The 13,768-nt window shown below is 66.6% G+C and carries 13 protein-coding genes; 6 read left to right on the top strand and 7 right to left on the bottom strand.

Annotation, left to right across the window (positions count from 1 at the left end):
- Positions 1–6 precede the first annotated feature (6 nt).
- From nosZ to QX041_RS08110, 6 genes are read left to right on the top strand one after another with little or no spacing between them, the layout of a single operon-like run.
- Positions 7–1,932, top strand: coding sequence for a TAT-dependent nitrous-oxide reductase (gene nosZ, locus QX041_RS08135; RefSeq protein WP_315717460.1), 1,926 nt, complete (start codon positions 7–9; stop codon positions 1,930–1,932).
- Positions 1,933–1,935: 3 nt separating this feature from the next.
- Positions 1,936–3,327 (top strand): nitrous oxide reductase family maturation protein NosD, encoded by a 1,392-nt coding sequence (locus QX041_RS08130; protein ID WP_315827797.1) that lies wholly within the window; start codon positions 1,936–1,938, stop codon positions 3,325–3,327.
- Positions 3,324–4,244, top strand: coding sequence for an ABC transporter ATP-binding protein (locus tag QX041_RS08125; protein WP_316164897.1), 921 nt, complete (start codon positions 3,324–3,326; stop codon positions 4,242–4,244). Before QX041_RS08130 ends, QX041_RS08125 begins: the two co-directional genes overlap by 4 nt.
- Positions 4,241–5,071: an ABC transporter permease gene (locus QX041_RS08120; protein WP_315717455.1), complete on the top strand. Its 831-nt coding sequence runs from the start codon at positions 4,241–4,243 to the stop codon at positions 5,069–5,071. The genes QX041_RS08125 and QX041_RS08120 overlap by 4 nt, the downstream gene beginning before the upstream one ends.
- Positions 5,068–5,625: a nitrous oxide reductase accessory protein NosL gene (locus QX041_RS08115; RefSeq protein ID WP_315717454.1), complete on the top strand. Its 558-nt coding sequence runs from the start codon at positions 5,068–5,070 to the stop codon at positions 5,623–5,625. Before QX041_RS08120 ends, QX041_RS08115 begins: the two co-directional genes overlap by 4 nt.
- Positions 5,622–6,620 carry an FAD:protein FMN transferase gene (locus tag QX041_RS08110; RefSeq protein WP_315717453.1) on the top strand — a complete coding sequence of 333 codons (999 nt, stop codon included), beginning with the start codon at positions 5,622–5,624 and terminating at the stop codon, positions 6,618–6,620. The genes QX041_RS08115 and QX041_RS08110 overlap by 4 nt, the downstream gene beginning before the upstream one ends.
- Positions 6,621–6,725: 105 nt before the next feature.
- On the opposite strand, the gene QX041_RS08105 is transcribed toward QX041_RS08110, so the two are convergent.
- The 7 genes from QX041_RS08105 to QX041_RS08075 are packed head-to-tail and all read right to left on the bottom strand — an operon-like array spanning position 6,726 to position 13,767.
- Positions 6,726–7,352 carry an NAD(P)H-dependent oxidoreductase gene (locus QX041_RS08105; RefSeq protein ID WP_315752539.1) on the bottom strand — a complete coding sequence of 209 codons (627 nt, stop codon included), beginning with the start codon at positions 7,350–7,352 and terminating at the stop codon, positions 6,726–6,728.
- A gap of 3 nt (positions 7,353–7,355) precedes the next feature.
- Positions 7,356–8,951, bottom strand: a complete 1,596-nt coding sequence (locus QX041_RS08100) for an isochorismatase family protein (protein WP_316164896.1) — start codon at positions 8,949–8,951, stop codon at positions 7,356–7,358.
- A gap of 18 nt (positions 8,952–8,969) precedes the next feature.
- The gene (locus QX041_RS08095; protein ID WP_315717450.1) at positions 8,970–9,818 is read right to left on the bottom strand and encodes an MBL fold metallo-hydrolase; all 849 of its coding nucleotides are present in this window, start codon (positions 9,816–9,818) and stop codon (positions 8,970–8,972) included.
- A gap of 39 nt (positions 9,819–9,857) precedes the next feature.
- Positions 9,858–10,745: an amidohydrolase family protein gene (locus QX041_RS08090; protein ID WP_316164895.1), complete on the bottom strand. Its 888-nt coding sequence runs from the start codon at positions 10,743–10,745 to the stop codon at positions 9,858–9,860.
- Positions 10,742–11,860 carry a VWA domain-containing protein gene (locus QX041_RS08085; protein WP_316164894.1) on the bottom strand — a complete coding sequence of 373 codons (1,119 nt, stop codon included), beginning with the start codon at positions 11,858–11,860 and terminating at the stop codon, positions 10,742–10,744. The genes QX041_RS08090 and QX041_RS08085 overlap by 4 nt, the downstream gene beginning before the upstream one ends.
- Positions 11,857–12,738 carry a MoxR family ATPase gene (locus QX041_RS08080; protein WP_315717447.1) on the bottom strand — a complete coding sequence of 294 codons (882 nt, stop codon included), beginning with the start codon at positions 12,736–12,738 and terminating at the stop codon, positions 11,857–11,859. Before QX041_RS08080 ends, QX041_RS08085 begins: the two co-directional genes overlap by 4 nt.
- Positions 12,739–12,744: 6 nt before the next feature.
- Positions 12,745–13,767, bottom strand: coding sequence for a xanthine dehydrogenase family protein molybdopterin-binding subunit (locus QX041_RS08075; protein ID WP_316164893.1), 1,023 nt, complete (start codon positions 13,765–13,767; stop codon positions 12,745–12,747).
- Position 13,768 lies beyond the last annotated feature (1 nt).

Raw genomic sequence — 13,768 nt, 5'->3', positions numbered from 1 at the left:
ACGACGATGGCGCACGACGACGACCAGACGAAACTCAGCCGCCGACAAATCGTCGGCACCGCCGCGCTCGGCGCGGCCGGCGTGGCCGGCAGCATCGGCCTCGGCAAGAGCGTCGAGACCACGCCGGCCGCCGCACAATCGCGACCGGCGCAAGGCGCCGGCAAGGCGGAGGTCGCGCCCGGCCAGCTCGACGAGTACTATGTATTCTTCTCCAGCGGCCAGACCGGCGAGTTGCGGATCGTGGGCATGCCCTCGATGCGCGAGCTGATGCGCATTCCGGTCTTCAACCGGTGCAGCGCCACCGGCTGGGGCCAGACCAACGAGAGCCGCAAGATCATGACCGAGGGGCTGCTGCCCGAGACGCGCGAACGGCTCAAGGACCGGCTCGGCATCTGGATGAACGGCGACTGCCACCATCCGCACATGTCGTTCACCAACGGCACATATGACGGCCGCTACATCTTCATCAACGACAAGGCCAACACCCGGCTCGCCCGCATTCGCACCGACGTGATGAAATGCGACAAGATCATCGAGCTGCCGAACCAGTACACCATCCACGGCATGCGTCCGCAGAAGTTCCCGCGCACCGGTTACGTTTTCTGCAACGGCGAATATGAGGTGCCGCTGCCGAACGACGGCAAGGTGCTCGACGACAAGTCGAAATACTGGTCGATGTTCTCGGCCGTCGACGGCGACACCATGAAGGTCGCCTGGCAGGTGATCGTCGACGGCAATCTCGACAACACCGACTGCGACTACCAGGGCAAATATGCGTTCTCGACCTGCTACAACTCTGAGAAGGGCGTCACCCTGGCCGAGATGACGGCAAGCGAACAGGACTGGGTCACGATCTTCAACATCAAGCGCATCGAGGAGGCCGTCAAGAAGGGCGACTTCAAGGAGATGAACGGCGTTCCCGTGATCGACGGCCGCAAAGGATCGCCTTACACGCGCTACGTGCCGGTCTCCAACAGTCCGCATGGCCTCAACACGGCCCCCGATGGCATCCACGTCGTCGCCAATGGCAAGCTGGCGCCGACGGTCACGGTGATCGACGTCCGCCTGATCGACAACCTGTTCGACGACAAGATCAAGCCGCGCGACGTCGTCGTGGCCGAGCCGGAGCTCGGCCTCGGGCCGCTGCACACCGCCTTCGACGGCCGGGGCAACGCCTACACCACGCTGTTCCTTGACAGCCAGGTCTGCAAATGGAGCCTCGATCTCGCCAAGCGCGCCTTCAAGGGCGAGAAGGTCAACCCCATCATCCAGAAGCTCGACGTCCACTATCAGCCGGGCCACAACCACGCCTCGATGGGCGAGACCAAGGAAGCCGACGGCAAATGGCTGCTGTCGCTGAACAAGTTCTCCAAGGATCGCTTCCTGAATGTCGGCCCGCTCAAGCCGGAGAACGACCAGCTGATCGACATCTCCGGCGACAAGATGGAGCTGGTGCATGACGGCCCGAGCTTCGCTGAGCCGCATGACGCCGTGATCGTGCACCGCTCCAAGCTCGAGGGCCGCGTGACCTCGATCTGGAAGCGCGACGACCCGTTCTTTGCCGACGCCCGCAAGCAGGCCGCAGCCGACGGCGTCACGCTGGAGAGCGACGCCAAGGTGATCCGCGACGGCAACAAGGTGCGCGTCTATATGTGGTCCAGCGCGCCCGCCTACGCGCTCGAGAAGTTCGAGGTCAAGCAGGGCGACGAGGTGACGGTCTATGTCACCAACATCGACGACGTCGAGGATCTGGTGCACGGCTTCTGCATCGTCAACTACGGCGTCAACATGGAGATCGATCCGCAGCAGACCTCGTCGGTGACGTTCATCGCCGACAAGCCCGGCGTGTACTGGTATTTCTGCACATGGTTCTGCCACGCCATGCACATGGAAATGCGCGGACGCATGCTGGTCTCGCCGCGGAACGCGTGAGCGATGCGGCGCATGCGCCATATCAAGACTCTGGGGCTGGCGGCGCTTGTCGTCGCCGGCCTGCCCTTCCGCGCCCAGGCGGCGACTCTGCAGGTCGGAGCTGAAACCACCGACCTGCAGGCCCTGCTCGACCGCGCCGCCGACGGCGACGAGATCGCGCTGGCCGCAGGCACCTATCACGGGCCGCTGCGGATCACCCGTCGCCTGACACTGACCGGCGCGCATGGCGCCGTGATCACCGGCGACGGCCGTGGGAGCGTCATCACCGTGGCGGCGCCGGGCACCGTCATTCGCGGCCTCGCTATCAACGGATCCGGCCGCGCGCTGGAGCAGATGGATTCCGGCATCTTCGTCGACCAGGCCGCGCACGACGCAGTGATCGAGAACAACCGGATCGAGGGCAATCTGTTCGGCATCTATCTGCACGGATCAGCCAACGCCATGGTCCGTCACAACAGCATCATCGGCCTGCGCGCGACGCGCGGCGGCGTCACCGGCAACGGCGTCTCCGTCTGGAACGCGCCGGGCGCCAAGGTGATCGACAACCAATTCCGGTACGGCCGCGATGGCGTGTTCGCCATCACCAGCCGCAACAACGTCTTCAGCGGCAATCGCTTCAGCGACCTGCGCTTCGCGGTCCACTTCATGTACACCAACGACAGCGAAATCTCCGGCAACGTCTCGACCCGCAACATCATCGGCTATGCGATGATGTTCTCCAAGGCGCTCGTCGTGAGGGATAACGTCTCGGATCACGACCGCGACCGCGGCTTGCTGTTCAACGCGGCCAACGGCTCGCAGATCGCCGGCAACAGCGTGATCGGTGGGCTGCAGCCGGCAGAGCGCTGGGCCACCGCGGAGAACCGCGGCACCGACGAAGGCGTGCCGCAGGCCGATGCGAGCACGGCCACGCCGACCGCCGGCGCCCGTCCCGGTCCCGAGAAATGCGTGTTCATCTACAACACCAACAACAACCATATCACTGACAACTGGTTCGAAGGGTGCGAGATCGGCGTTCACTTTACCGCCGGCTCCGAGGGCAACGACATCAGGGGCAATGCCTTCGTCAACAATGCCAGCCAGATCAAGTATGTCGGCACCCGCCATCTCGACTGGTCGAAAGACGGCCGCGGCAATTATTGGAGCGACAACCCGGGCTTCGACCTCAACGGCGACGGCGTTGCCGACACCGCCTACCGGCCGAATGATCTGATCGACCGCGTGCTGTGGACCGCGCCGGCCGCCAAGGTCCTGATCAACAGTCCGGCCGTGCAGGTGATCCGCTGGGCACAGGCGCAGTTCCCGGCGATCCTGCCCGGCGGCGTGGTCGACAGCCATCCGCTGATGTCGCCACCGCCGGCGCGCCGCACTGCCGCTAGGAGCAGCGCCCGATGAGCGCGACCGTCCATATCGCCGACGTGATCAAGCACTACGGCAAGGTCGAAGCCGTCAAGGGCGTGTCGTTCGATCTCGCGGCCGGGGAGATGGTGGCCCTGATCGGCCACAACGGCGCCGGCAAGACCACGCTGATGAAGATGATGCTCGGCCTGATCCAACCGACCAAGGGCGCGATCGCGCTGCTCGGCGAAAACCCGGCCGCGGGCGAGTTCTCCTCGCGGCGTCGGCTCGGCTATCTGCCGGAGAACGTCGCCTTCGATGCCGCGCTCACCGGCCGCGAGACGCAGAGCTTCTACGCCCGCCTCAAGCGCGAGCCTGTGAAGGGCGCGCTGGCGCTGCTCGATGTCGTCGGGCTGGGCGACGCTGCCGGACGCCGCGTCAATACCTACTCGAAGGGCATGCGCCAGCGCCTCGGCTTGGCACAGGCGCTGATCGGCCGGCCACGCGTGCTGCTGCTGGACGAGCCGACCACCGGTCTCGATCCCGAGCTGCGCCAGACGTTCTACGAGGTGATCCAGAAGCTCGCCGCCGAGGGCACGACGGTGCTGCTGTCATCGCATGCGCTGACCGAGCTGGAGGAGCGGGCCGGCCGTGTCATCATCATGAACAAGGGACTCAAGGTCGCCGACGGCACGCTCGACGAGTTGCGCCGCCTCGCGCGACTGCCGACCCGGATCCGGGTCAAGGTCGCTGAGCTGCCGCCATCCGGCCGGCCCTCCTGGCTGCCGGAGGCGACCTCCTATCGTCGGGTCAATGGCCACATCGTCGAGATCGACGCAGCGCCGGACGAGAAGATCGCTCTGCTGCGCCGTGCGACGGCCGACGGCACCGCCGTGCAGGATCTCGAGCTCATTCCACCCAGTCTCGACGAGCTCTACGCGCATTTCCTGCGCCACGCGGAGCGTTCGCAATGAATGCCGTGATCACCATCGCCGCGAAGGAAATCCAGCAGGCGATCCGCAACCGCTGGGTGCTGGCGTCGACCCTGCTGCTGGCAGGGCTCGCGCTGTCGCTGACCTTTCTCGGCAGCGCACCGACCGGCACCGTGGGCGCGCGCGCGCTCGACGTCGTCATCGTCAGCCTGTCGAGCCTGACCATCTTCCTGATCCCGCTGATCGCGCTTCTGATCTCGCACGACGCCATCGTCGGAGACATGGAGCGCGGCACCATGCTGCTGCTGCTCAGCTATCCCGTGGCGCGCTGGCAGGTGCTGCTCGGCAAGTTCCTCGGTCATCTCGCGGTGCTCGCCTTCGCGACCTGCCTCGGCTATGGCGCCGCTGCCGTAGCGCTGCTGATCGCCGGCAGTCACTTCGACAGTGACGGGCTCGCGGCCTTCGCCGCGATGATCGGCTCCTCCGTTCTGCTTGGCGCGGTGTTCGTCGCGATCGGCTATCTCGTCAGTGCAGTGGTGCGCGACCGCGGCACCGCAGCGGGGGTCAGCATCGGCCTGTGGCTCGTGCTCGTCCTGATCTACGACATGGCGCTGCTCGGCCTTCTCGTGATCGATCAGGGCCGCAACGTTTCCGGCGGCGTGCTCAGCGCGCTGCTGCTGCTCAACCCGACCGACGCCTACCGGCTGTTCAACCTGACCGGCTTCGCCAATGTCAGCCTGTTCTCCGGCATGGCCGGGCTCGCCGGCAGCAGCACGCTGTCGGTGCAGGTGTTGCTCACAGCGCTGGTGCTTTGGACGTTGGTGCCGCTCGCCGGCGCCGCGCTGGCCTTCTCCCGGAGGGAGCTATGAAACGCCTCGCTTTCGCCGGCTTGCTCATCGCCGCCTTTGCGCTTGCCGCCTGCAACGACAGGCAGGCGGCCGCGCCGCCGCCGCCGATCAAGCTGACGGCGGAGGCGATCGGGCATTATTGCGGCATGAATCTGCTCGAGCATTCTGGCCCCAAGGGACAGATCTTCGCCGCCAGCCTGATCGAACCGGTCTGGTTCTCCTCCGCGCGTGACGCCATCGCCTTCACGATGCTGCCCGACGAGCCCAAGGACATCCAGGCGATCTACGTCTCCGACATGGGCAAAGCCGCGAGCTGGGACAATCCGGGCGCCGACAATTGGGTCGAGGCGCGCAAGGCGGTGTTCGTGATCGGCAGCCGGGTCAGGAGCGGCATGGGCAGCGACGAGGCGGTGCCGTTCTCGGATCGGACCGCGGCCGAGCGGTTCGCTGCCGAGCACGGCGGCCGCATCGTCGGCTTCACCGAGGTGCCCCGCGACTACGTGCTGAGCTCCGCCGACGACAACGCCGGTCTGGCCGAGCCGGGTTCGAAGCAAACCACGGGAGTCCAGCGATGACACTTTACCTCTCGCGCCGGCGCTTCATCCGCATCAGCGCCGCATTGGCGGGTCTCGCGGTTGCTCCTTCCTGGGCGCAGGCGGCCGACAGCACAAGCGGATCGGTCGAATGGCGCGGCACGCTGCTCGGCGCCGTCGCCACGATCAAGCTTCATCACCGCGACCGGCAGGAAGCCGAACGGCTGATCACGGTGTCGATCGGCGAAGCCCGGCGGCTCGAGCGCCTGTTCAGCCTGTATCTGGAGCAATCGGCGCTGGTGACGCTGAACCGCACCGGTGTGCTGGTGGACCCCGCGCCCGAGCTGGTCGACATCCTCACACGCTCGCAGCGCTACGCCGCGATGACCGACGGCCGCTTCGACCCGACGGTGCAACCGCTGTGGACGCTCTATGCCGATCATTTTTCGCGCCCGCATGCCAATCCCGACGGGCCGCCGCAAGCGGCCGTGCAAGAGGCGCTGGCGCGGGTCGGCCATCAGCGGCTCAGCGTCAGCCGCGATCGCATCGTCATGCCGCGCGGCATGGCGCTCACCCTCAATGGCATCGCGCAGGGCTATGTCACGGACCGGATCGTCGAGCTCCTGCGCAGCGAGGGCGTGCAGCACAGCCTGGTCGACATGGGCGAAGCCCGCGCCATCGGCGCACGGCCGGATGCACGGCCCTGGGAGATCGCAATCGCCGATCCGGACATTCCCGACCGGACCGCTGCACTGCTTCCGATCATCGATCGCGCCGTATCGACATCGGGCGCCTATGGCTTCCGCTTCGATCCGCGAGGCCGCTTCAATCATCTGTTCGATCCGCACGACGGCGGCTGTGCGCAGCGCTATCGCAGCGTGACCACGGTCGCCGGCAATGCAACGGCGGCAGACGCGCTCTCGACCGCCTTCAGCCTGATGTCGGAGCCTGAGATTCGTGCCCTGCTGCCCCGCACCGAGGTCGAACGTGTTCACCTGATCGACGCGACCGGAGCGACAGTCGAGCTTGTCGCTTGAATTCGCGGCCGAATCAGTCGAGAGCGCGGCTAGAGGACGACGGTCGCCGGTCGAAGGCCGCACCGCTTGCTGCTAGGACCTGATGCGCGCCGCGCGGCTGCCTCGTCAAAATCGCGCGGCCATCTCGACGAGCCGCCTGTGCGCCCGCTCACGCGCCACGCCGGTGTGCGCCGCCGGCCCGCTGGTCGGCCCGATCGCCACGAAGTGCAGGTCGCGAAGGCCCATGAAGCGCAGCGCCTCGCGCAAATAGGGCGTCGCGAGGTCGGTACGCCCCCGGCTGATGCCGGTGGTGAAGTCGCCGCCGCTGGCGAGGATCACCAGCGTCGGACGATCCTTCAGAAGCGGCAGGTAGCCACGCGACGGATCGAAGCGAAAGGTGAGGCCCGGCTGATTGATGATGTCGAGCCAGTGCTTGAGTTTGTAGGGAATGCCGAAATTCCACATCGGCGTCGAGATCACGACGCGCTCGGCCAGATCGAGCCGCACCGCCATGCGCTCGGCCACAGCGAACGCCCGGCGCTGGCCGTCGGTGAAGGCGCGGCCGCCCATGCGGGCATATTTCGCCTGCAGGATCTCGCCGTCGAACTCGGGCAGACTCTCGCGCCACAGATTCATCTCGTCGACGTCCCAACCCGGCCGCGCCTGCCTGAAGCGGTCCAGGAAGGCGCGCGCGCCGGCGCTGGATTCCGAATCTGCCCGCGGCGAGGCGACGAGATGCAGCAGCTTTGGCATGCCTCACCCCAGCGCCCTGATCACCGCGTCGGCCGTGGTCACGACAGCAACATTCTGCATGGCGAAGTTGATCGACGCATTGTGCCAGTCCGCGTTCATGGTCGAGCAGCAATCCTCCGGCACCACGATGAAGTAGCCCTTGTCGGCCCCGGTGCGCGCGGTGTGCTCCACCGACATGTTCGTCCAGGCGCCGGTATTGATGAGGACGTCGCGCCCGGTGGCCTTGAGAATCGTCTCGAGCCGCGTGCCTTCCCACGCGCTCATGCGCATCTTCTCGACCACGAAGTCGCCGCTGCGCGGCTCCAGGCCGGCGACAGGCGCCGCGCCCCAGCTGCCGCGCACCATCGCCTTGCTGTCGACCAGCCCCTCGAACAGCGGTGCGTTCAAGGTCACGCCGGGCGCGCCCGGCTCGACCACGAACCAGACATGAATGATGACGACGCCGCGCGCACGCGCGACCTCGGCGAGCCGCCGGACATTGTCGACCACGCGCTGCTGCTTGGCATGACCGGGCGCGCCGGAATCCGCGAAGGCGCCACCGTCCATGATGACGTCGTTCTGCAGATCCTGGATGATCATCGCGCAGCGGCGCGGATCGAGCTGCATGTCGCCAGATGCCAGCTGCGGCGCCGATGGCGCGGACGTCGCGCTGGACATCGCCAGACCTGCCGTTGACGCCCCTCGACTTCGCGCGCTCATATACGGCTCGTGGCGCGGACCGACCTTGGTCGCGATCGCATAGACCGAATGGGTCGCGGTGAGATAGAGCGTGCGAAACTCGGGACCGCCCCAGGCGAGATTGGCGACGAGCTCCGGCGCGCGCACCTTGCCGAGCAGTTCGCCCGTAGGCGCATAGACCCAGACGCCGCCGGGTGCGGTGACCCAGACATTGCCGCGCTGGTCGCATTTCATGCCGTCGGGCACGCCCGGCTCGAGCTCGGAGCGGATGCCGCTGGCAAAGACGCGCCCGTTCGCCAGCGCACCATCGCCGCCGACGTCGAACACGCGGATCACCGCCTGCACCGTATCGTTGACGTAAAGCAGCTTCTCGTCCGGGGAAAAGCACAGCCCGTTGGGCTGGTCGAACAGATGGCGGTCAACCAGCAGCCGCGGCGGACCGCCGCCCGGCGGCACCCGGTACACGCCCTGGAAGCCGAGCTGGCGCGGCCGCTCCACGCCATAGACCGGCATGCGGCCATACCACGGGTCGGAGAAGTAGATCGCCCCGCTGGAGTGGACGCACACGTCGTTGGGGCTGTTCAGCTCCTGGTTCTCGAAATGCGATGCCAGGATCTCGCGGCGGCCGTCGGGACGCTCGCGCACCAGCGACGACGTCGCGTGTTCGCAGACGATCAGATTGAGCTCGGCATCATAGGTCATGCCGTTGCACTTGTTCGACGGCCGCCGCATCTCCACCACGCCACGCTTGGCGTCCCAGCGGCGGCGGACATCAGCCGGCATGTCGGAGAACAGCAGGAACTGCTCGACGGGATGCCAGATCGGCCCCTCGGTGAACTCGAAGCCGGTCGCGACCTGCGCCACCGGCGCATACGGATCGATCAGAGTTTCGAACTCACTGCGCAACGTCACGTGGGTCATGGGGGCACCTTGTGCTGCTCACGCCGGAAACCAGTGCCGCTGCGGCAGCGACTGCACCAGCGGCCCCGGCACCTGGTCGTGCAGCCGTCCCACCACCACACCGCCTTCGATCTTGGCGGGACGATCGTGCACCGGCAGCAGATAGCGCGAACTTGACAGCAGCTTCTTGATCGCTGCCTTCTCGGCGCGTTTTGTCGTGCCGTGATTGCCGGTGGTGCGCGGCTCGCCATCCTGGATCTCGTTGAACGGCGTCACGATCTGGTCGTTGAAGTCGTAGATGACGTCGCCGCAGATGGTAGCGATGCCATCGGCAGTGTGGACGTGGATGTTCATCGAGCCTTCGGTATGGGCATTCGCAGCGTCGCAATAGACGCCCGGCATCAGCTCGACCGGGCCGGTGAGCTCGAGGTCGAGGAAACGCAGCGCACTCTTGGTGTGCAGCCGGTCGATCAGATGCTTGATGTCGGGCGCCGGATATTGCGGATGCATCAGCCCGGAAACCGAGTATTCGAGCTCGCGGCGGTTGAGCACGACCGTCGTGTTCATCGGGAACAGATCGTCCTTCCCGGCGTGATCGATGTGCAGATGGGTGTGGCAGACGTAGCGGACATCGCCCATGCGCACGCCGTGCCGCGCCAATTGGTTCTCGATCATGTTCTCATGGTACTGCAGCCCGCGCATGCCCAGCGTCTCCATGATCTGGTTGGAGCGGTAGCCGGTATCGACCACGACCGGATACGGCCCGCCCAGGATCAGGAAGCCGAGCGTCAGCACCCGGCGGGTGCGGCCGCAATCACGGCCGAGCACAAGGAAGCTCGATTCCAATTCGATATCACCATAGTCGAGAACCTTGATTTCCAGCGCCATGAGCGTTCCCTGTTGCTTTTGTTGTCGTTGCAGGCGGTATCATCCCAGCCGATAGACGCGCTGCGCCGTCCCTCCCATGACCTGCGCGCGCGCATGCTCGTCGAGGTCCCGGATGGCAGCCTCATAGGCCCCCACCAGTACGCGGTAGTCGGTCCAGAGCTTCTCGATCGGAAAGTTCGAGCCGAACAGGCAGCGCTCGGGGCCGAACATTCCGACCGTCTCCCGCACCACGTCGGCGACATGCGCCGGATCGTTGCGGCGAATGAAGGTGCCGAGGCCCGAGAGCTTGCTGACGACATTGCTGCAGCTCGCCAGCCGCTGCATGCCGGCTCGCCATCGATCGCGACCGCGCGTGGACAGATCCTCCAGCATGCCGGCATGCTGGAGGATGAAGGTCACGGACGGACAGCTCTCGGCGAGCGCTGCGGCGCCCGCCATCTGCGGCCCGAAGACCTGCAGGTCGAAGGACCAGCCGTAGTCGGCGAGCCGCGCGATGTTGGCGCGGATATGGGTATCTCTGCAAAGGTCTGGGGACGAAGCGAAACGATAGAGCGGGTTCTCATGCCAGTGCAGCTGCATCCGGACCCCGCGCAGCAGGGGATAGCGCGCCAGCCGGCTGAACTGCGGCCGCGCATCTTCGACGCTCAGATCGGCATAGGCGACGATCGCGTGCGGAAAGCCGTGCTGCTCAGAAGTTCGCTGCACCCAGGCGGCTTCGTCCTCGAAGCCGTCCTTGGCCCAGTTGGTCTGGACGTAGACCGATTGCGTGACGCCGCTGCCGGCGATGTCGTCGAGATACTCCTCGATCGTGTAGTCGCGCCTGATCGGCTCATAGGGGCCGAAAATCCGCGGCTGCATCGGCCCGACCAGCCAGGGCAGATCGGCCTGACGCCAGATGTGGTGATGCGCATCGACATAACCGGTCATGCCGCCCTCCTCTGTGCCAGCGACAGAACATGCGCGACGATGGTCTCGTCCGACCCGCCGGCTGCGATGTCGTCGACGAATGGCGCGATCGCCTGCAACGCCTCGGTCTGCGGCTTGAAGCCGGGCCCCGTCGCCAGCGGCGTCAGCCAGCTCAGGCGCCAGGCGCGCAGCGACAGCCTCCACACGGCGTCACGGAGCACGTGATGGTCACCACGCTCGAGCCCGTCCGAGATGACCAGCACGACGGCGCCCCGCGCGTAGGTCGAGAACCGCGGCACCGCGAGGAAGGCCTGCAGCGCCTCGCCGATACGCGTGCCACCGTCCCAGTCGCTGACGAGATGGGAGGCAGCGAGCAGCGCCTGTTCGCGCCGCTTCAGCCGCAAGGGCCGCGTCACGCGTGTCAGCCGTGTGCCAAGGGTGAACACCTCGGCCTGGGGTACGGCCTGCACCAGCACGTGGGCGAGCCGCATGTTGTCCTCGGTCCGCGCCTTCATCGAGCCGGAGACATCGATCAGCAGCAGCAATCGTCGCAATCGAGGTCGCCGCTTCAACCGCCGCAGCGACAGCACCTCACCGTCGCGCCTTATGCTCTCGCGCAGGGTCCGGCGCAGGTCCACGAAGCTGCCGCGCCGCGCGCGCATGCGCCGGTGGCCACGCCGTTTCGGCAGTTTTGCACGCGCCTGACGCGCGAGGCGCTGCAGAGCATGGCCGCCCGTCGTCGCAGCCAAGCGGCGGGCGACCAGCGCTTCAACGCGCGTCGCAGCCAGACCTGACTCGTTCTGCTCCTCGGCGAGATCGGGATCGACAGCGCCGTCCCCTTCCTCCTGGAGACGCACGACATCGTCCTGCCTGTCGCTCTCGCTGAAGGCCGTTGCCTCGGCGACACCAAAATGGACGTCGAACAGCAGATTGTAGGTCGCGAGCCGCTCCGGAGGCGGCGCGAGGGTCGCCGTCCCGGCACGACGGATATCCTCGATGCTGACAGGCCCCAGCAGTTCGATCGCAGCGAGGAAGGCGGTGGTCTGCTCCGGCGCAATTGCGAAGCCGTTTCGCCGCAACAGCGCAGCGAATGTCACGAAGATCTCGGTCGCCTGCGGCAGGCGGGGCTCGCTCATGTCATCGCCTCCGCGAGCAGCGCGTCGAGCCGCGGCGCGATGAAGGACAGATCCTCCTCATCCTTCAGCGCGACGCCAATCGCGCGCTTGAACGCATCGGGCCAGCGCGCGCCGGTCTGGTTGAGCAGCGTCGCCGCCTCCGCCCAATCGACCGCCTCGGCAATCCCGGGCGCCTTGCTCAGCGGCTCGCGCCGCAGCTTCGCCACTGCAGCCACCACGGCCCGCGCGGTCGCTTCGGCAACACTGGAGGCCCGCATCATCACGATGCGCGCCTCGCGCTCCGCATCGGGATAGTCGATCCAATGATAGACACAGCGTCGGCGCAGCGCTTCGTGCAGGTCACGGGTCCGATTCGAGGTCAGCACCACGATCGGCCGCTCCGCGGCGCGCACCGTGCCGCGCTCGGGGATCGATATCTGGAAATCGGAGAGAAATTCGAGCAGGAACGCCTCGAACTCCTGGTCGGCCCGATCGATCTCGTCGATCAGCAGCACGGTCGCATCGGGCGCGCGCAGGCATGCCAGCATCGGCCGCTCGATCAGAAAGCTCTCGCCATAGATGTCGATGCTCTCCTCGCCGGCTTGGCGGATCGCGAGCATCTGGCGCGGATAGTTCCACTCGTAGAGCGCCGCAGCAGCGTCGATACCTTCGTAGCATTGCAGGCGGATCAGCTTGCGGCCGAGCACCGCGGCGATTGCCTTTGCCGCCTCGGTTTTTCCGACGCCGGGCGCGCCTTCCAAGAGCAATGGCTTGCCCAGCGCGAGCGCGAGATAGGCCGCGGTGGAGAGCCCGTCATCGGCGAGGTAGTACGCCGCGCGCAGTGCCTTTTCCAGCGCCTGCGGCGAGTCGATGCCGACGATGTTGCTGCGGACCACCATGCTGCGTCACCGCCGCGTCTGCGGCCGGGCGCCGCCCTGGGCCTTGATCGCGCGCAGCACTTTCTCTGGCGTGATCGGCAGTTCGTCGAGGCGCACGCCGACGGCCTTGAAGATCGCATTCGCGATGGCAGGAAGCACCGGATTGGCGCACATCTCGCCAGGGCCCTTACCGCCGAACGGTCCGTCGGGCGCCGGCCGCTCCAGCACGGCGATGTCGTGCGGACAGATGTCGCCAGGTCCCGGCATCAGGTATTCCACGAAGTCGCGCGGTCCTTGCTTCGGGTCCGGGTAGTACGGCTCCGTCGTCTCGTAGAGCGCGTGGCTCATGCCCATCCAGGCGCCGCCGACCAGCTGCTGCTCGACGAGGCGGGGATTGAGCGCGCGTCCCAGCTCATAGGCGCTGTCCATCCTGACCACGCCGACCTCACCGGTCTCGTCATCGACCTCGACCTCGGCGACGAGACAGGCATGCGCGTAGCAGGTCGCCGGGGACATTTCGCCAGTCTCGGGATCCACCTCCGACAGCGGCACCAGGAAGATGCCACGGCCGGAGATGGTCTTGCCCTGGCGGAACTGCGCGGCGATGGCGACGTCCTTCACCGAGATCGAGCGCTGCGGCGCGCCCTTGACGTGAATGTTGCCGCGACCATCGGTCTCGAGATCGCTGGCGTTGACCTCGAGCTCCTCGGCCGCGGCCTCCATCATGACGCCACGCGCCTCCTTGGCCGCCGCCATCACGGCATTGCCGACGCGATGCGTGCCGCGCGAAGCGAACGAGCCCATGCAATGCGGGCCGGTGTCGGAATCGGCGGTGTCGACATAGACGTCCTCGACCGGCACGCCGAGCGTCTCGGCGCAGATCTGCCGCGTCACCGACTTCATGCCCTGGCCGAGATCGATCGACGACAGCGCCACCGTGAACTTGCCGCTGGGATTGGAATGCACCAGCGCCTGGCTCGGATCGCCGCCGAGATTCATGCCGATGGGATAGTTGATCGCCGCCATGCCGCGGCCGCGGTGCCTCGTCATC

The organism is Bradyrhizobium sp. SZCCHNRI2009 (genome assembly GCF_032485115.1).
In the GTDB taxonomy this organism is placed as follows: Bacteria; Pseudomonadota; Alphaproteobacteria; order Rhizobiales; family Xanthobacteraceae; genus Bradyrhizobium.
This window is presented reverse-complemented; position numbering and strand designations above follow the sequence as displayed.